The following is a 16,865-nucleotide window of genomic DNA, read 5'->3' on the forward strand; positions in this document are numbered from 1 at the left end:
ATGGATCAGTGGCCTAGGCCTTGGCCGGTCGGTTAACGAGAATTAGTCCCGCGATGACCAATAGCGCGGCGACGCCAAAGGCGGGCGTCAGATGGTCGCCCATGATGAGATAGCCCGCCGCGACGCCAAACAAAGGGGTGATGAAGGTAAAAGCCGACAATTTGCTGGCCGAATAGGTCTTGATCAGCCCGAACCACAGCAAAAACGTGAATCCGACCACCCAAAAGGCCTGAAAAGAGAGCAGGGACAGCGCCAGAGGGCCGGGAACCCGGGTCATGGTCTCACCGGCCAGCAGCGCGGCCAGACCCAGAATCGGGACCGAAAGCCCCACCTGGTAGCCTAATGCCTTCTCAGGTGGGACGTAGAGGAGCGGGGTCATCTTGACCACCAGCGTGGTCGCAGCCCACAGGCCGGCCCCGGCCACGATCATCAGATCCCCGATCAGGACGTCGGTGGTGACATCGGGTTGCGGGACGCCGATGGCCACGGCGACGCCGGCGAAGCTCACGGCGAGTCCGGCCCATTGTATCGGGCGCAGACGTTCTCCCAGAAACTGATAGGCGCCGAAGGCGACGAAAAACGGCATCGTGTAGAGGAAAACCGCTGCGCGGCTCGCGGTGGTGAATTGCAGGCCGTGAAAGATCAGCACGAATTCGATGCCGAACAGCACGCCGGCGAACAGGCCTGCCTTCAGCGTGCCGTCACGCTCGAACAGCTTGACGCCACGCACGCGCGCAATGGCCAGGATGACCAGCAGCGCGCCGGCCGAGCGCAGCATCGCCTGCGTGTAAGGCGGGATATCGTGCAGCACCAGCTTGATGGCGATCTGGTTGAAGCCCCAGGTCAGGCACAGCATCAGCACGAGGGCGATGGCGCCGGCGGTGAGTGCGCGTCCGCCGGGTGGGCTGATGATGGTTTCTGCAGACATGAAGCCTCGGGCCCGGCTTGATCGCCGTGTTGTTATGGGATCGTCACGCCTGACAGTGCGCGCAGGTTCCGGTGATTTCGACAACAGACAGTTTCGGGACGAAGCCAGTCGTCCGTGCGGCATCGTTCAGGCTCTGCGCAACTTTCGTGGCGGGTACCTCGCCGACCGACCCGCATTGGTCGCAGATCAGGAACGCGACCATCGAGGCTGTGCCGTGGTCGTGCGCGCAGGCCAGGAACGCGTTGCGGCTCTCGATGCGGTGAACGAGGCTGTTCTCCATCAGAAAATCAAGTGCGCGATACACGGTGATGGGTGCCGGCCGCGAAATGGTCTTGGCAAGCTCATCGATGATTTCGTAGGCCCCAAGCGGCCGATGGCTTGCGAGCAGCGCTTCAAGCACCTGCCGGCGGATCGGGGTCAGCTTTTGCGACCGGGCCGCACAGACATGCTCGGCATGATGCATCGCGTCCGCCGTACAGCGGTCGTGATCGTGGCCCGGAGCCGGGAAAGTTGGTTTCGGAACTGCCATATGGAGGTAGTTTAACCCGTTAGGTGTGATTGTGCCCGTCTTTTTGGCGCTAGGCCCCAGTCTTACACCAGATCCAGCGCTGCCAAACGACAAGCGCCCCCTGCAGATGGGGGACAGCCGGGCGATTGCAAAGGTTGAATGGGCGATACAGAGCCGGATCAGGTGGAGCTTTTGCGCTCCCGGCGCAAATCCGATGGCGAGGTGGCATATCGGCGCCGGAACGTCCGGTTGAAATAAGACAAATCATTGAAGCCGGCCTCGTCGGCGATCTTCCCGATTCGCTCATTGGCGCGAAGCGGGTCGAGCAAGAGTGCATGAGCAAAAGCCAAACGCCTCTCGAGCAAATATTCCGACAGGCTCAGGTCGTGTTCGCGAAACAGCTTGCGGACATAGTCGGGAGATATCTGCTGAGCCGCCGCCAGCGTTTCGGCTGAGAGGCAGTGATTTCCGAGGCCTGCTTCGATACTTGTCTTGATCGCGTGCAAGCGCAGCATGCGGGTACTGGAAGGTGGAGATGTCTCGGGGTGGTCCTCCCAACCGATTGTCAGAAGTGCGATCAGGCTACACAGATCGGCTATGACATGGTGCTGAAGATGGGGTGGGGCGGACCCGTCGAGGTCGATCGCTGCCTGACAATGCGCCATCAAGAGCCGCAACGTCTGAGCCTCCAGAAGGACAGGTCGCATGAGCCAGGTGCTGAGATTCGCCAGCTTGATCGCCAGCGCGGCACGGTCGACCTGAACGATCAGATGCTGCGTCCCACGAGATGACGTATGCCAACCGACGTCCCTGGTTGTCATCAAGACCGCATGGTCCTGCTCGATAATCTCTTCGCGACCATGCTGCGATGCGCGAGCGGAGCCCTTCAAAACAGCCGCAAAGACAACGTCGTCGGCAGGTGATGCGATAGTGCCATCCGGCATGTGGCTATCCGCAGGAAATCCCGCGCCAATAAAGACGATGGTGCCCGGCAACCTGCGAAATGCAGCACTGGGCGAAAACGGGGCGTCCGTCGGAAGAGAGGAGTCGACATTGAATGTCAGACGCCCGAATTGTAGCTGCGGCGCCGGCAGATTTTCAGAAGCAGTCGCGATGAACGAATCGGGCATTTCGGGACCGGGCCTTGAAGTCACGAGGATCAGTCCTGCAAGCATTGAACTATATCTTGGTCGTGCCAGTGCCGGATCACGTTCATAATGATCGCCGCCAGCGCGTTTTCTGGTATTTCTGTCTTTGATAGTTCGCGATGCGCCATGTGGCCTGAACGCAACAAGTCAAACGAATTGCCGTGGCTGTCTCGCCCAGTCCTGCCGCGTCGCGTCCGTTCCAAGTCGCGGATGTCTTATTCAACTACACATCATCGAAGCAGGGCCTTCGGCCTGCCTTTGTCGATCTGTTGTTGAGGAGACTGATGGTGAAACGCACCGTATTGGCCGCTGCAGGCCTCGCCATCATGGCGCTTTCGTCCACAGCGGGCGCCGCCGATCTGTCGCCCCGCATGTACACCAAGGCGCCGGTTCTGGTGGACCCCGGCGTCAACTGGACCGGCTTCTATGTCGGCCTCAATGGCGGCTATAGCTGGGGCAAGGGCGACGCCACTTTCCTGCCAGGCACCGCCTTTGCGTCGCCGGTCAAGCAGGACGTCAATGGTGGCCTCGGTGGCGGCCAGATCGGCTACAACTGGCAGCTCGACCGCACATGGGTCGTCGGTCTCGAAGCCGACATCCAGGGGACCGGTGAACGAGGCAGCGCCACGTCGCCGGTGAGTTCGCTCCGGACCACCTTGCCCGGTGGTGACTTCAATCTGTTGACGCAGACGTCGGCCACCAGCTCGTGGAGCTTCCCGTGGTTTGCGACCTTCCGCGGGCGGGTCGGCCTGCTGGCAACGCCGGACCTGCTGCTTTACGGCACCGGCGGTCTCGCTGTCGGCGAGGTCAAGTATTCCACCCAGACGACAGTGACGGGCCAGATCTTCGGGCCGGGCTCTGCAGGTACGACGCCTGCTGGCGCCGCCGTGACCATTCCCGGCACGCTGTTGTCGGAATCGCAGACCCGAGTCGGCTGGACCCTGGGCGCCGGTCTGGAAAAGAAGTTCGGCACCAACTGGTCGGCCAAACTGGAATATCTGTATCTCGACCTCGGCTCGGCAACCTATTTCGGAGGCACCGCCAACCAGACCTCGGTCGCTTTCCACGACCATATCTTCCGCGCAGGCATCAATTACGCATTCAGCCCGGCCGTCGTGGCCAAATACTGATCCTTTCGATCGCTCCCGAAAACTTCAAGCCCGGCCTTCGAGCCGGGCTTTTTGCTGTCGGAAGATCCAGCCATGCGCTAGTCGCGGGGCTGCGTCGTATCGTCCAGCGATGCGTTATTCATAAGCTTGCTTACAATAAGCTAAGTTTACGGAGCGCATCAATGTCCTGCCAGCCTGACACCGGCACCGATTTCCTGTCCGCTTTGTTCGAGACCCAGCGCATGTTGCGGCTGCTGGCCGACAAGGAAGCGCGCCAGTTCGGCATGACCCGCGCCCAATGGGCAGTGCTTGCCAAGGTCGAGCGCAATGAGGGGCAAAAACAGACCGATCTCGCCGACGCCATGGAAATGGCGCCGATCAGCCTGACGCGACTGATCGACAAGCTCTGCGACAGTGGCCTGATCGAACGCCGCAATGACGACACCGACCGCCGCATCAAGCGCCTCTATCTCACCGAGGCCGCGCGCCCGCTGACGGCAAAGCTGGCGGTGCTACGCGGCAACCTGATGCAGGTCGCGTTCGAGGGCGTGAGCGAGGCCGACATGCACCAGCTGGTCGCGCATCTCGAAACCATCAAAGACAATATCCGCGCTGCGCTGAACCCCGCAGCCACAAAGACCAAGGAACAAGTCTATGGCTGAGCCCGTGCTGAAATTTCCCGACAAGGATGCGCCCGAGGGCGGATCCGATGGCGCCGCGACGACGCAGCGTCAGGGTCTGACAGGATTTCTAAAGCGCTATCGGCGAACGCTGCTGTTGGTCGTACTGCCGGCCATCGTTCTTGTCGGCGGCATCGCCTTCTATCTGTCGGGCGGTCGCTATGTCGGCACCGACGATGCCTATGTCGGCGCGCAGAAGGTGCTGATCACACCGGACATCTCCGGCAAGGTCGACAAGGTCGTCGTACGTGAAGGTCAGCACGTGAGGGAAGGCGATGTGCTGTTCGAGATCGATCCGGTCCCGTTCCGGTTGGCGCTCGACGATGCCAGGGCCAAGCTGGCCCAGGCAAAGACCACCTACGACAATCTCGTCAGCAACGTGAAGATCTACGGCCAGATGCAGGATCTGGCGCAGCAGGGCGTCGACTTCAAACAGCGCGACGTCGAACGCAAGTCGACGCTGGTCAAGAGCAACTTCGGCTCGCAACTCGATCTCGATAATGCGGCGACCGCAGCGGTGACTGCGAAAGCACAGCTCGAACTCCTGAAGCAGCAGCTCGCGACCTCGATGAACCAGTTGCTCGGCAATCCCGACTTGCCGCTGGCCCAGTTTCCGCCTTACGCGCAGGCGCAGTCGGCGCTCGATCAGGCGCAGCGCAATCTCGACCACACCGTGCTGAAGGCGCCGATCTCCGGTGTCGCGACGCAGGTCGATAACATCCAGCTCGGCCGCTTCGCGATGGCCGGCACACCGATCCTCACGGTGATCGACGACAACAGGCCATGGGTCGATGCCAATCTGAAGGAATCTGATTTCACTTACATCGCCGTCGGCCAGACCGTGGAGATCGACGTCGATGCGTTTCCGAACCATGCCTTCAAGGGTACCGTCGGTTCGCTGAGCCCCGGCACCGGCGCGCAATTCGCGATCCTGCCGCCGCAGAATGCCACCGGCAATTTCATCAAGGTCGTGCAGCGCGTACCGGTGCGAATCTATCTCGATTACGCGGATCCGTTCGTGAAGCGGCTCAAGGCCGGCATGAGCACCTACACCACCATCGATACCAAGCATCATCGGTCGCTGGCGGGCCTGCTCGGTCTGTCGTCGGCCAAGGCTGCTCAGGACTGATCCCATGAGCACGTCGGCGCCATCCCCCAGTGCGGTCCCCGGCTTTCGCCGGAACATGGTGACGATCTGCGCCATGACCGCGACCATCATGCAAGCGCTCGACACCACCATCGCCAATGTGGCCTTGCCTTATATGCAGGGCACGCTGTCGGCGTCGCAGGATCAGGTCAACTGGGTGCTGACCTCCTACATCGTCGCCGCGGCGATCATGACCGCGCCGGTGGGCTGGATCGCCAACCGGTTCGGCCGCAAGAAGATTTTCATCGTCTGTTCGGCGGGTTTTACTGTCGCCTCGGTGCTGTGCGGGCTCGCACAGGACATCAACCAGATGGTCGGCTTTCGCCTGTTGCAGGGCGTGTTCGGCGCGGCACTCGTGCCGCTCTCGCAGGCGGTGATGCTCGACAGCTACGCGCTGCATGAACGCGCCAAGGCGATGTCGATCTGGGGCATGGGCGTGATGCTCGGCCCGATCATGGGGCCTTCATTGGGCGCCTGGCTGACTGAAACCTATTCCTGGCACTGGGTGTTCTTCGTCAATCTACCCTTCGGCATCGTCACGGTGTTTGGCCTGCTGGCCTTCATGGACGAGACCAAGACCAATGCAGAACTGAAATTCGACTGGTTCGGTTTCGGGGCGCTGGCCATCGGTATCGGCGCGATGCAACTCGGGCTCGACCGCGGCGAGCAGCTCGGTTGGCTCGAATCCAACGAAATCGTCATCGAGGCGATCGTCTCGGTCATCGGCTTCTATTATTTCTTCGCGCATTCCTTCACGACGTCGAAGCCGTTCATCCAGTTCGCGATCTTCAAGGACAAGAATTTTGTAGGTGGCTGCGTGTTCATGGCCGTCATGGGGCTGGTGCTGTATTCGACCATGGCGCTGTCGTCGCCCTATCTGCAGAACGTGATCGGCTATCCGATCCTCACGGCAGGTCTATTACTGGCGACGCGTGGCTCCGGCACCTTCGTGGCGATGATGTTGGTCGGGCGCATCATGAAATATGTCGAGGCGCGTACACTGATCATGGTGGGAATGGCGCTGATGTCGGTGTCGCTGTTCTTCACCTCGATGTGGACCGACCAGACCGGTGTGCCGGAGATCGTGATCGTCTCGATCGCGCAGGGATTTGGCCTTGGTCTCGTCTTCGTGCCGCTGTCCACGGTGGCGTTCCTGACGCTGCCCAATCATCTGCGCACCGACGGCACCTCGATGCTGACGCTGCTGCGCAATGTCGCGAGCTCGATCGGCATTTCCATCGTGATCGCGCAGCTGACGTCAGGCACGCGGATGGCTCATGCGGTACTGGTCGAGCACATCACACCGTTCAACAACGCGCTGCAGATGCCCAATGTAACCAGCGCGATCAACCTCGCCACCGACTCTGGTCGCGCCATGATGGACGCCATCGTCACGCTGCAGGCAACGATCATCGCCTTCGGGCTGGATTATCAGATGGTGATGCTGGTGACGCTCTGCGCGATTCCGATGGCGCTGATTATCGGCTCGTCCAAGGCGACCTTGCGCGCACAGGCGGCGAAGCCGGGCGCGGACGAGCATCCGGCGGTGATGGAATAAAAAAAGCGGCCCGCGGGCCGCTCTTTTGTATCGCGTGGGTAGCGCCATCACACGTCGAAGAACACCGTCTCGTTGTCGCCCTGCAGGTGAATGTCGAAACGATACACACCAGGCGCAGTCTTCTTCGCGATGATCGTTGCACGGCGGTCGACCGGCACGATGTTCACGACTTCATCCGTTGCGGTTGCGGCTTCGTCGTCGAAATAGATACGCGTGGTCGACTGCATGGTCATGCCGCGCCCGAACACGGACAACAGGATGTGCGGTGCCTGCGGCTTGCCGTCGGCGCCGGGGACGCTACCGGGCTTGATGGTGTCGAACGAGTATCCGCCGGTCACATGGGTGCCGCAGCGGCCGTAGCCCTTGAATGAGGCGTTCGGGATGGCGCGGGAATCCTGCGGGTCGGCGAAGCGGCCCTGCGCGTCGGCCTGCCAGATTTCCAGCATAGCGTCCGGCACGATCGCGCCGTCGCCGTCATAGACCGCACCTTCGATGCGGATCTTTTCACCGGATACGTCCGACGTCTGCAAGTTGTTGGTAAAGGCGTCGTTCCAGGCGTATTGGCCGTTCGGCGTCAGGCCGTAGGCAAAGAAAGGACCGACAGTCTGCGATGGCGTGATGCCGGTCATGACTTGTTCTCCATCGGGGTCGCGTTGCGGCCGCGCAGCACAATGTTGAAGCGATAGGCGAGCGCCCAGCCGGGCTCGGTGGCGTCGAGATCGAAATCCGACACCATGCGAAGACGCGCCTTCTCGTCGGTCACCGAATTGAAGATCGGGTCGAACGCAAACAGCGGATCGTTCGGGAAATACATCTGCGTCACCAGACGCGAGATGAAGGAGTGGCCGAACACCGAGAAATGGATGTGGGCGGGGCGCCAGGCATTGTGGTGGTTGCCCCATGGATAGGCGCCGGGCTTCATGGTGACGAATTTGTAGTTGCCCTTGGCGTCGGTCACGGCGCGGCCTGCGCCAGTGAAGTTCGGATCGAGCGGGGCGGGGTGCTGATCGACGACGTGGATATAGCGACCGCAGGCGTTGGCCTGCCACAGTTCGACCAGCGTGTTCGGCACGCCGCGACCATCTTCGTCCATCACGGTGCCGTGCACGATGATGCGTTCGCCGATCGGTTCGCCGGCGTGCATGGTGGTGAGGTCGGCATCGCCGGGGCGCACGGTCTCGTGGCCATAGGCCGGGCCGGTCAGTTCCGACAGTGACTGCTTGATCATGATCAGCGGCTTCTGTGGGGCGCGCTTGATGGTGCTCTTGTAGCCGGGTGACAGCCGCGGCGCGTGGGCCGCATTGCTTTCGACGGGATAGATTAGCGTCATGCTGGTTTCCCCTTTGGCCGCCGCGGATCCCGCGGCGGCTTGCTTGTGGACGTAGTTTTTTAGTTCAGCTTCTCGATGGCCATGGCGACGCCCTGACCGACGCCGACGCACATGGTGGCGAGCGCCAGCTTGCCGCCGCGCTTCTCCATGCCGTGCACGGCCGTCATCGCGAGGCGGGCACCGCTCATGCCGAGCGGGTGGCCGAGCGCGATCGCGCCGCCGTGCGGATTGACGAAATCAGCATCTTCCTTGACGCCGAGCTGGCGCAGCACGGCGATGCCCTGTGACGCGAAGGCCTCGTTGAGCTCGATCAGGTCGAAGTCGCTGATCTTGAGGCCGAGACGTTCCATCAGCTTCTTGGTCGCCGGTACGGGGCCGATGCCCATGATGCGCGGCGCGACGCCGCCCGAGGCGAGGCCCAGAATGCGGGCGCGGGCCTTTAGGCCGTGCTTCTCGACTGCGGCGCCGGAAGCGAGGATCATGGCGCAGGCGCCGTCATTGACGCCCGAGGCGTTGCCGGCGGTGACTGTGCCATCCTTGCGGACGATCGGGCGCAGCTTGGCGAGGCCTTCCAGTGTGGTTTCGGGGCGCGGATGCTCGTCCTTGTCGACGGCGGTCGGGCCGGCCTTGCCGCCGGGCACCATCACTGGGACGATTTCCTCGGCGAAATAGCCCGAAGCGATCGCCTTGCCCGCGTTCTGCTGCGAGCGGATCGCGAAAGCGTCCTGGTCGGCGCGGGAGATCTGGAAATCCTGCGCGACGTTCTCGCCGGTCTCAGGCATCGCATCGACGCCGTATTTTTCGCGCATCAGCGGGTTGATGAAACGCCAGCCGATGGTGGTGTCGAAGATTTCCGCCGAGCGGGAGAAGGCTTCGGTGGCCTTGCCCTGCACGAACGGCGCGCGGGTCATGGATTCAACGCCGCCGGCAATGGCGAAATCGATTTCACCGGCGCGGATGGCGCGGGCACCGGCGCCAACGGCATCGAGGCCGGAGGCACAGAGACGGTTCAGCGTGGCGCCGGGGACGGAATCGGGGAGGCCGGCCAGCAGCGCTGCCATGCGGGCGACGTTGCGGTTGTCTTCGCCGGCCTGATTGGCGCAGCCGAAATAGACTTCCTCGACGGCAGTCCAATCCACGCCAGGATTGCGGTCCATCAGGGCTTTAATGGGGGCGGCGGCGAGGTCGTCGGCGCGGACTTTGGCGAGGGAGCCGCCGAAACGGCCGATGGGGGTGCGGACGGCGTCGCAAATGAAGACATCGCTCATCAATTCTCTCCCTGGGGGACTGCATCCGCGCTCGATTGCCGGATTTTCGCGGTGGTTTTAAGAACCCCCACTGACCCGGTCAAATGCGCCCACCAGATGGCAGGCCTGTCCCTCCATTTGCGGATATGAAATCGCAGTTGACTTGTCAACTGGATCGCTCAATGGGGAAAACTGGGATTTGAAACCAGGGCGGGTGGGATCGGCCGGGTAAAATTTGCTAGCGTCCGCCGCCATGACAATCCAGCAAGCCATTACCGCCCCGGACCAGCCGGCCGCCCGCGTGGAAGACACCACGAAGGTGTCGCCGATGATGGAACAGTACCTTGAAATAAAGGCCGCCAATCCCGGCCTGCTGCTGTTCTATCGGATGGGCGATTTCTACGAGATTTTCTTCGAGGACGCGGAAGTTGCCTCGCGGGCGCTCGGCATCGTGCTGACCAAGCGCGGCAAGTACCAGGGCAACGACATTCCCATGTGCGGAGTGCCGGTAGAGCGCTCCGACGACTATCTGCATCGCCTGATCGCGCTCGGCATCCGCGTCGCCGTGTGCGAGCAGATGGAGAATCCCGCCGAGGCGCGCAAGCGTGGCAACAAAAGCGTGGTCCGTCGCGACGTCGTGCGCGTGGTCACGCCCGGCACGCTGACCGAGGAGAATCTGCTCGACGCCCGCGCCAATAATTATCTTTTGGCGATCGCGCGCAGCAAAGGCTCATCGGGCGCGGATCGCATCGGTCTGGCCTGGATCGATATTTCGACGGCCGAATTCATTGTCACCGAATGTGCGACCGGCGAACTCGGCGCCACGCTGGCGCGGATCAATCCGAACGAAGTGATCGTCACGGACGCGCTCTACAGCGATCCGGACCTCAGCCAGTTGCTGCGCGAATTATCCGCCGTGACGCCGCTGACCCGCGATGTGTTTGACGGCGCCACTGCCGAACGCCGGCTGTGCGACTATTTTGCCGTCGCCACGATGGATGGTCTGAGCGCGATGTCGCGGCTGGAAGCGACCGCGGCTGCTGCCTGCGTCACTTACGTGGAGCGCACTCAGGTCGGCAAACGCGTGCCGCTGTCGCCGCCGACCCGCGAGGCGGTCGGTACCACCATGGCGATCGATCCGGCGACGCGCGCCAATCTCGAACTGACACGGACGCTGGCCGGCGAGCGTAAAGGCTCGCTGCTCGACGCCATCGATTGCACCGTGACGGCCGCCGGCTCCCGCCTGCTGGCGCAGCGTCTCGCCGCGCCACTGACCGATGACGTGGCCATCGGCCGCAGGCTCGATGCGGTCACGACATTCGTAGCCGATAGCGGCTTGCGCGACGATCTCCGCGTCGCCTTGCGCGCCGCGCCGGATCTGTCCCGTGCGCTGGCGCGTCTGTCGGTCGGTCGCGGCGGCCCGCGCGATCTGGCATCCCTGCGTGACGGCGTAATTGCGGCCGATCAGGTGCTTGCACGCCTCGGTGCCATCGACAATTTGCCGGCGGATATCTCTGCTGCCATGGCTGCGCTGCAGCGGCCGTCGCGCGAACTCGCCCAGACATTTGCGCGGGCACTGGCCGAAGATCTTCCGCTGTTGAAGCGCGATGGCGGTTTCGTGCGTGAGGGCTTCGAAGCCGCGCTCGACGAGACCCGCAATCTGCGCGACGCCTCGCGCCTCGTGGTCGCCGCGATGCAGGCGCGCTATGCCGATGACACCGGCGTGAAGGGCCTCAAGATCCGTCACAACAATGTGCTCGGTTATTTCGTCGAGGTGACGGCACAGCACGGTGACAAGCTGATGCAGCCGCCGCTGAATGCGAGTTTCATCCATCGCCAGACTCTGGCGGGGCAGGTGCGTTTCACGACGTCTGAACTCGGCGAGATCGAAGCCAAGATCGCCAATGCTGGCGACCGTGCGCTGGGTCTTGAGCTGGAAATCTTCGAGCGACTGTCGGGCATGGTGGCTGAGGCGTCGGAAGATCTCAGAGCAGCGGCGCATGCTTTTGCGCTGCTGGATGTCGCTACGGCGCTGGCGAAGCTGGCGGTCGATGACAACTATGTGCGCCCCGAAGTCGACAACTCGCTACTGTTTGCCATCGAAGGCGGCCGGCATCCCGTCGTCGAGCAGGCGCTGAAGCGCGACGGCCAGTCGTTCATCGCCAATGCCAGCGACCTGTCGCCGGGGCCGGGGCAAAAATCCGGGCAGATCTGGCTGATCACCGGTCCGAACATGGCGGGTAAATCGACCTTCCTCCGTCAGAACGCGCTGATCGCACTGCTGGCGCAGATCGGCAGCTTTGTGCCGGCCTCGCGGGCGCGCATCGGCATCGTCGACCGGCTGTTTTCGCGCGTCGGCGCGGCGGACGATCTCGCGCGCGGACGTTCGACCTTCATGGTCGAGATGGTCGAAACCGCCGTGATCCTCAATCAGGCCACCGAACGCGCGCTGGTCATCCTCGACGAAATCGGCCGCGGCACCGCGACCTTCGACGGGCTGTCGATTGCCTGGGCGGCGATCGAGCACCTGCATGAGAGCAACCGCTGCCGTGCGCTGTTCGCGACGCATTATCACGAGCTCACGGCGCTGTCGGCGAAACTGCCGCGGCTGTTTAATGCCACGGTGCGGGTCAAGGAATGGCACGGCGACGTGGTGTTCCTGCACGAGGTGCTGCCCGGTTCGGCGGATCGTTCCTACGGCATTCAGGTGGCCAAACTCGCGGGCCTGCCGCCGGCCGTGATCGCGCGCGCGAAGTCGGTGCTGGCCAAGCTTGAGGCGCAGGATCGTGGTCAGAGCGCCAAGGCGCTGATGGATGATTTGCCGCTGTTTGCGATCACCGCGCGTGCGCCGGCCGAGGCGGCTCCTCCGAGCGAGGCGGAACTCCTGATGGATGCGGTGAAGGCGCTGCATCCCGACGAGATGTCGCCGCGCGAGGCGCTGGATGCTCTCTATGCGCTGAAGGCCAAGCTACCCAAAGGCTAAACGCTGCGAATATTCCTGCGGCCCAGCGACCACAGGCCGAGATTCCACATCACGCAAGTTGCCAGCGCGACGCTAAGCGCGATCGCCGAGCCGAAGCGTGGCGCGGTCAAGGGCAGGGTAGCGACGGCGATGCCGAAGCCCATGAGACCCCAGCCGCCATTGGCCATTACCGCAGCGGTCGGCAGACCGCCGATGCGCGGATGCAGGATCAGCAACAGGCTGGTGAACACCACGGGATAGAGCGCAAGGATGCCACTACCGGCCGGGCCGATGGTTGCGGATAGCGTGACGACTGCGCCGACCAACGAGGACACCAGTGCCGCGCGCAGCAGTATGTCGTACCAGCGCCGTGTGATGAGCGGCATCTTCGCGTGGCGAAACCGCGCCATCAGCGGCAGGCAGATGCTGAAGGCCACCGCATTGGCAAGGAGACCTCCCAGCAATGACCATTCGAATTGCCGGACCAGTATGGCAAGGCCGAACCACACCACCATCGCCGTGCCGAGACTGACAACGACGTTATGGCGTCGGGCCAGGTAGATGTATGTCAATCCGAAGAACATTGTCACGGCGTTGATCGGCAGGCTCGTCAGCGCGCCCTGCGCGATGAAGGCGGCATCGTGATCGATGGCGAGAAAAACGTAGGACGGACCCGCTGAGATTGGTAGCGTCGCCACCAATGCGCCGATCACCGGGCCGGAGCGTTCGGTGATGATGGAAGCAGTGATTACGAAGGCGGCGGTGATCGCCATGCGCAGAGTGAGCGTCAGGATGAAGGCAAGTTCGGGGGACATGGCAGCCAGACGAGAGGAGGTACTTGGCCTCCTCTTTCCTTATGAATCGTCCAGCCTGCTTACACTCTGTTGAGGGACACCGAAACCTTCGGGCCATGCTTGATGGTCTGGTAGACCACGCAATAACGCTCGGTCAGTTTCAGCAGCAGGTCGAGCTTGTCCTGCGGCGCGTCGGTGTCGACGTCGAAACGCAGACGGATTTCAGCGAAGCCGACCGGGGCTTCCTTGTCGACGCCGAGCGTGCCGCGGAAATCGAGATCGCCCTCGGCTGTCACATTACCGGACTTCAGCGGGATTTCGATGGCGGTTGCCACCGACTTCAGCGTGACACCGGCGCATGCCACCAGCGCTTCCAGCAGCATGTCGCCCGAACAGAGTTCGAGGCCGGAGCCGCCTGTGGCCGGATGCAGGCCAGCGGCTGCAATCTGTCGGCCGGTCTCGACCTTGCAGGCAATGCCGTCATTGTCGATCGAGCCCTTGGCTTTGAGCGTGATGAAGGCAGCCTTGGGATCGGTCTTGTAGAGTTCCTTGATGGGGGCCTGTGTGGCGCGAAGCGTGGCGGCATCCATGATATCTCTCCCTGAATTTTGTTAGTTGCAGCTTTTATTCGCCTGCGGCGATGTTGTCACCACCACGCGCCGACGGTCTCGGCAGGTGCGCTATCAGGCACATTGCGATCGAGCGAACGATCCAGCGCAGTGAGCACGCGGCGCTTCACCGCTTCGAACAGCGGCGAGGCGCGGTCGCGTGGGCGTGCAAGGTTGACTTGTATTTCAGCAAATAGCCGGCCGGGTCGTGGCCGCATCACCAGCACACGATCTGCCAGCACAACGGCTTCATCCACGTCATGGGTGACAAGGATCAGCGTCGGTCGCGTATCTGCCCACAGATCCAGCAGGTGATCCTGCAGATCGCGGCGCGTGAAGGCGTCGAGCGCCGAGAATGGTTCGTCGAGCAACAGCACCTCCGGCTGCGGCACCAATGCGCGGGCGATGGCCACGCGCTGCGCCTGACCGCCGGACAATTCGCGGGGCCATGCCTTGGCTTTATCCGACAGCCCGACGCGCGCCAGGGCCTGCGCGACTTTCTCACGGCGTGTGGCGGCGGGAAGGTCGGACAGGCCGAAGCCGATATTGTCGGCGACGCTCAGCCATGGCAGCAGCCGTGGCTCCTGAAAGATGATGCCAATTTTTTCATGCGGCGCGGTGATATCGATATTGTCGATGCGGATGCTGCCGGTCGAAGCGCGATCGAGGCCGGCGACGGCGCGCAGCAGTGTCGACTTTCCGCAGCCGGAGCCGCCGATGATGGCGACGATCTCGCCCTGCGGGATCGCGGCCGAGAAGCGCTCCAGCGCATGGACACCGTTGGGATAGGTCTTGCCGACCTTGTCGAGGGCGAGCATCAGGCCTCTCCACCCGGTCGGAACGCATCCTGCCAGCGCAGCAGTGGCGTGGTGATCAGTTCGATCAGCCAGTCGGTGGTCTTGCCGAGCAGCGCGAAGATGGTGATGGCGGCGAGGATCTGCGCTGGCTTGCCGAGCTGCTGGCCGTCGATCAGGAGATAACCGAGGCCTTCGGATGCGCCCATGAATTCGGCGGCAACCACGAACATCCAGCCGAGTCCAAGGCCAACGCGGAGTGCAACGACATAGGCTGGTAGCACCGCGGGCAGCAGGATGCGACGGATCATGGCGGGGCCGGAGAGGCGGAAGGTGCGGCCGACCTCGACGATCTTCCGATCGACCGAGAGGATCGCACCCATCACGCCGAGATAGACCGGGAAGAACACGCCGACGGCGATCAGCGCGACTTTCGAGGTCTCGAAAATGCCGAGCCACAGGATGAACAGCGGCACCCAGGCGATGGATGGGATCGCGCGCAGCGCCTGGATGGTCGGATCGAGCAATTGCCTTGCGATGCCCCAATAGCCGGAGATAGCGCCGAGCAACGTGCCGGCGACAACGCCGAGGCCGAAGCCGGCAGTAACGCGCGACAGCGTCGTGGTGATGTGGCGCGAGAGTTCGCCGGTCCGTGCCAGCTCCATGATGGTCGTGAAGACGCGCGACGGCGGCGGCACCAGCCGGCCGTTCGACCAGCCGGACCAGACAGCCAGCTCCCATGCCAGCGCCAGTGTGAGCGGGAGCACAACGCCGAGCGCTGGCCGCGCGAAACGCTGCCAACGCCTGTTGGATGCGGGTTTTTCACGCGTCTCCGCTACGTCGGGTGCGGTCGTGTCGAGCGTCATGGCCATAGCTGAAGCGCGTCTCGATTTGGTTTGCAAGATACTCAAAAGCTTCACCCTCCCTTTGCGGGGAGGGTGAAGGGTGGCTTCGCAGATGCGAAAGCGTCAGCTCTTTGGCAGTGGGACCTGATCGTCGATCAGCGCATCCACCGTGGCCTTCACATCGACCTTGGCGTCGATCACGCCAGCCTGCTGCAAGGCAAGGCCTGCGGCGAGGATCGACTCGCGCTGTGGTGCGCCAATGCGGCTGTGGGTCAGTTCGGTGCGTTCCTTGAGCTGCTTGTCGACCACGGCGTCGGGCAGTTTGGTGACGCCGATAAAGGCCTTCTTCAGCTCCGGATAGTTCTCCAGCGAATATTTGCGGGCGTCTTCATAGACGGCGAGGACGCGGCGCGCCGCGTCCGGATAGTCCTTCAGGAACTGCTCGCGCACATTGAGGATGCCCCAGGTGTTGGCGTCGGGCTTACGAAAGAACGGTTTGGCGCCGTCCTCGACCTCGGCCTGCGCCATCATCGGGTCGAGACCGGCCCATGCATCGACGTCGCCGCGGATCAGCGCGGCCTTGCCGTCGGCATGCTGCAGCAAAACTGGCGTGATGTCCCTGTCGGTCAAGCCGGCGCCGAGCAAAGCGCGGACCAGGAAGATGTGGGGATCGGTGCCGCGGGTCACCGCGACGCGCTTGCCCTTGAGATCCGCGACGGAGGCAATCTTGGAGTCCTTGCCGGTCACCAGCGCGGTCCATTCCGGGCGGGAATAGACATAAACCGATTTGATCGGATTGCCGTTGATCCTGGCGACCAGCGCGGCGGAGCCGGCGGTCGAGCCGAAATCGATGGACCCCGCATTGAGGAATTCGAGCGCCTTGTTGGAGCCGGCCGACTGCACCCAGACGACCTTGATGCCGTCCTTGGCGAATTCCTTCTCCAGCAGGCCGTTCTGCTTGAGGATGATCGAGACCGGATTATAGGTCGCCCAGTCGAGCCGGATTTCCTTGAGCGGCTCGGCCGCGAACGTAGCTCCGGGCAGCAGTGCAGCCGCAGCAATCAGACCGGCGACAGCGCGCCGTGACATCGTGAACATTCTGGTCTCTCCCTGATGGACTGTCGAAACGTGAGGTTCGAAGGCGACTTGCATCCTGCAGGCGTCATGGCGCCACGCCGGGGTCGCTCTGTTTGCGAAAACGTGCTTT

At 62.8% G+C, this 16,865-nt stretch carries 16 protein-coding genes; 5 read left to right on the forward strand and 11 right to left on the reverse strand.

The genetic code is table 11. The features are described 5' to 3' along the window. Window positions 1–13: 13 nt before the first annotated feature. The 3 genes from CIW50_RS05185 to CIW50_RS05195 all read right to left on the reverse strand — a co-directional run bounded on the left by CIW50_RS05185 (window position 14) and on the right by CIW50_RS05195 (window position 2,611). Window positions 14–928: a DMT family transporter gene (locus CIW50_RS05185; RefSeq protein ID WP_149530135.1), complete on the reverse strand. Its 915-nt coding sequence runs from the start codon at window positions 926–928 to the stop codon at window positions 14–16. Between the two features lie 43 nt (window positions 929–971). Then, window positions 972–1,457 carry a Fur family transcriptional regulator gene (locus tag CIW50_RS05190; protein WP_149530434.1) on the reverse strand — a complete coding sequence of 162 codons (486 nt, stop codon included), beginning with the start codon at window positions 1,455–1,457 and terminating at the stop codon, window positions 972–974. A gap of 158 nt (window positions 1,458–1,615) precedes the next feature. Then, window positions 1,616–2,611: a helix-turn-helix transcriptional regulator gene (locus CIW50_RS05195; protein WP_149530136.1), complete on the reverse strand. Its 996-nt coding sequence runs from the start codon at window positions 2,609–2,611 to the stop codon at window positions 1,616–1,618. A 257-nt stretch (window positions 2,612–2,868) separates the two neighbouring features. Between CIW50_RS05195 and CIW50_RS05200 the strand changes: the two genes are divergently transcribed. From CIW50_RS05200 to CIW50_RS05215, 4 genes are all read left to right on the forward strand, one after another. Next, window positions 2,869–3,714 (forward strand): outer membrane protein, encoded by an 846-nt coding sequence (locus CIW50_RS05200; RefSeq protein WP_246664150.1) that lies wholly within the window; start codon window positions 2,869–2,871, stop codon window positions 3,712–3,714. A gap of 161 nt (window positions 3,715–3,875) precedes the next feature. Continuing rightward, window positions 3,876–4,355: a MarR family winged helix-turn-helix transcriptional regulator gene (locus CIW50_RS05205; protein ID WP_149530137.1), complete on the forward strand. Its 480-nt coding sequence runs from the start codon at window positions 3,876–3,878 to the stop codon at window positions 4,353–4,355. Next, window positions 4,348–5,502 (forward strand): HlyD family secretion protein, encoded by a 1,155-nt coding sequence (locus CIW50_RS05210; protein WP_149530138.1) that lies wholly within the window; start codon window positions 4,348–4,350, stop codon window positions 5,500–5,502. The genes CIW50_RS05205 and CIW50_RS05210 overlap by 8 nt, the downstream gene beginning before the upstream one ends. A gap of 4 nt (window positions 5,503–5,506) precedes the next feature. Then, the gene (locus CIW50_RS05215) at window positions 5,507–7,078 is read left to right on the forward strand and encodes a DHA2 family efflux MFS transporter permease subunit (RefSeq protein ID WP_149530139.1); all 1,572 of its coding nucleotides are present in this window, start codon (window positions 5,507–5,509) and stop codon (window positions 7,076–7,078) included. Between the two features lie 47 nt (window positions 7,079–7,125). Here CIW50_RS05215 and pcaG read toward each other — a convergent pair whose 3' ends face one another. From pcaG to pcaF, 3 genes are read right to left on the reverse strand one after another with little or no spacing between them, the layout of a single operon-like run. Further along, window positions 7,126–7,707: a protocatechuate 3,4-dioxygenase subunit alpha gene (gene pcaG, locus CIW50_RS05220; protein WP_149530140.1), complete on the reverse strand. Its 582-nt coding sequence runs from the start codon at window positions 7,705–7,707 to the stop codon at window positions 7,126–7,128. Continuing rightward, complete coding sequence (gene pcaH / locus CIW50_RS05225) at window positions 7,704–8,408, reverse strand: protocatechuate 3,4-dioxygenase subunit beta (protein ID WP_149530141.1); 705 nt, start codon at window positions 8,406–8,408, stop codon at window positions 7,704–7,706. Before pcaH ends, pcaG begins: the two co-directional genes overlap by 4 nt. Window positions 8,409–8,467: 59 nt before the next feature. After that, window positions 8,468–9,676: a 3-oxoadipyl-CoA thiolase gene (gene pcaF, locus CIW50_RS05230; RefSeq protein WP_149530142.1), complete on the reverse strand. Its 1,209-nt coding sequence runs from the start codon at window positions 9,674–9,676 to the stop codon at window positions 8,468–8,470. 232 nt (window positions 9,677–9,908) lie between these two features. Here pcaF and mutS point away from each other — a divergent pair, with 232 nt between their 5' ends. Beyond that, complete coding sequence (gene mutS / locus CIW50_RS05235; protein ID WP_149530143.1) at window positions 9,909–12,638, forward strand: DNA mismatch repair protein MutS; 2,730 nt, start codon at window positions 9,909–9,911, stop codon at window positions 12,636–12,638. Here mutS and CIW50_RS05240 read toward each other — a convergent pair. The 5 genes from CIW50_RS05240 to CIW50_RS05260 all read right to left on the reverse strand — a co-directional run bounded on the left by CIW50_RS05240 (window position 12,635) and on the right by CIW50_RS05260 (window position 16,756). After that, window positions 12,635–13,432: a hypothetical protein gene (locus CIW50_RS05240; RefSeq protein WP_149530144.1), complete on the reverse strand. Its 798-nt coding sequence runs from the start codon at window positions 13,430–13,432 to the stop codon at window positions 12,635–12,637. The genes mutS and CIW50_RS05240 overlap by 4 nt on opposite strands. Before the next feature lie 59 nt (window positions 13,433–13,491). Beyond that, window positions 13,492–14,001: an OsmC family protein gene (locus CIW50_RS05245; protein WP_149530145.1), complete on the reverse strand. Its 510-nt coding sequence runs from the start codon at window positions 13,999–14,001 to the stop codon at window positions 13,492–13,494. A gap of 56 nt (window positions 14,002–14,057) precedes the next feature. Next, window positions 14,058–14,837: an ABC transporter ATP-binding protein gene (locus CIW50_RS05250; RefSeq protein WP_149530146.1), complete on the reverse strand. Its 780-nt coding sequence runs from the start codon at window positions 14,835–14,837 to the stop codon at window positions 14,058–14,060. Further along, window positions 14,837–15,685, reverse strand: a complete 849-nt coding sequence (locus CIW50_RS05255) for an ABC transporter permease (RefSeq protein WP_149530147.1) — start codon at window positions 15,683–15,685, stop codon at window positions 14,837–14,839. The genes CIW50_RS05250 and CIW50_RS05255 overlap by 1 nt, the downstream gene beginning before the upstream one ends. A 96-nt stretch (window positions 15,686–15,781) precedes the next feature. After that, complete coding sequence (locus CIW50_RS05260) at window positions 15,782–16,756, reverse strand: aliphatic sulfonate ABC transporter substrate-binding protein (RefSeq protein ID WP_149530148.1); 975 nt, start codon at window positions 16,754–16,756, stop codon at window positions 15,782–15,784. Window positions 16,757–16,865: the final 109 nt, after the last annotated feature.

Source organism: Tardiphaga sp. P9-11, assembly GCF_008329525.1.
GTDB lineage: Bacteria > Pseudomonadota > Alphaproteobacteria > Rhizobiales > Xanthobacteraceae > Tardiphaga.

Coding starts and splice junctions, on each gene's coding strand:
- CIW50_RS05185 (WP_149530135.1), bottom strand. CDS start 928: ATGTCTGCAGAAACCATCATCAGCCCACCCGGCGGACGCGCACTCACC.
- CIW50_RS05190 (WP_149530434.1), bottom strand. CDS start 1,457: ATGGCAGTTCCGAAACCAACTTTCCCGGCTCCGGGCCACGATCACGAC.
- CIW50_RS05195 (WP_149530136.1), bottom strand. CDS start 2,611: ATGCTTGCAGGACTGATCCTCGTGACTTCAAGGCCCGGTCCCGAAATG.
- CIW50_RS05200 (WP_246664150.1), top strand. CDS start 2,869: ATGGTGAAACGCACCGTATTGGCCGCTGCAGGCCTCGCCATCATGGCG.
- CIW50_RS05205 (WP_149530137.1), top strand. CDS start 3,876: ATGTCCTGCCAGCCTGACACCGGCACCGATTTCCTGTCCGCTTTGTTC.
- CIW50_RS05210 (WP_149530138.1), top strand. CDS start 4,348: ATGGCTGAGCCCGTGCTGAAATTTCCCGACAAGGATGCGCCCGAGGGC.
- CIW50_RS05215 (WP_149530139.1), top strand. CDS start 5,507: ATGAGCACGTCGGCGCCATCCCCCAGTGCGGTCCCCGGCTTTCGCCGG.
- pcaG (WP_149530140.1), bottom strand. CDS start 7,707: ATGACCGGCATCACGCCATCGCAGACTGTCGGTCCTTTCTTTGCCTAC.
- pcaH (WP_149530141.1), bottom strand. CDS start 8,408: ATGACGCTAATCTATCCCGTCGAAAGCAATGCGGCCCACGCGCCGCGG.
- pcaF (WP_149530142.1), bottom strand. CDS start 9,676: ATGAGCGATGTCTTCATTTGCGACGCCGTCCGCACCCCCATCGGCCGT.
- mutS (WP_149530143.1), top strand. CDS start 9,909: ATGACAATCCAGCAAGCCATTACCGCCCCGGACCAGCCGGCCGCCCGC.
- CIW50_RS05240 (WP_149530144.1), bottom strand. CDS start 13,432: ATGTCCCCCGAACTTGCCTTCATCCTGACGCTCACTCTGCGCATGGCG.
- CIW50_RS05245 (WP_149530145.1), bottom strand. CDS start 14,001: ATGGATGCCGCCACGCTTCGCGCCACACAGGCCCCCATCAAGGAACTC.
- CIW50_RS05250 (WP_149530146.1), bottom strand. CDS start 14,837: ATGCTCGCCCTCGACAAGGTCGGCAAGACCTATCCCAACGGTGTCCAT.
- CIW50_RS05255 (WP_149530147.1), bottom strand. CDS start 15,685: ATGGCCATGACGCTCGACACGACCGCACCCGACGTAGCGGAGACGCGT.
- CIW50_RS05260 (WP_149530148.1), bottom strand. CDS start 16,756: ATGTTCACGATGTCACGGCGCGCTGTCGCCGGTCTGATTGCTGCGGCT.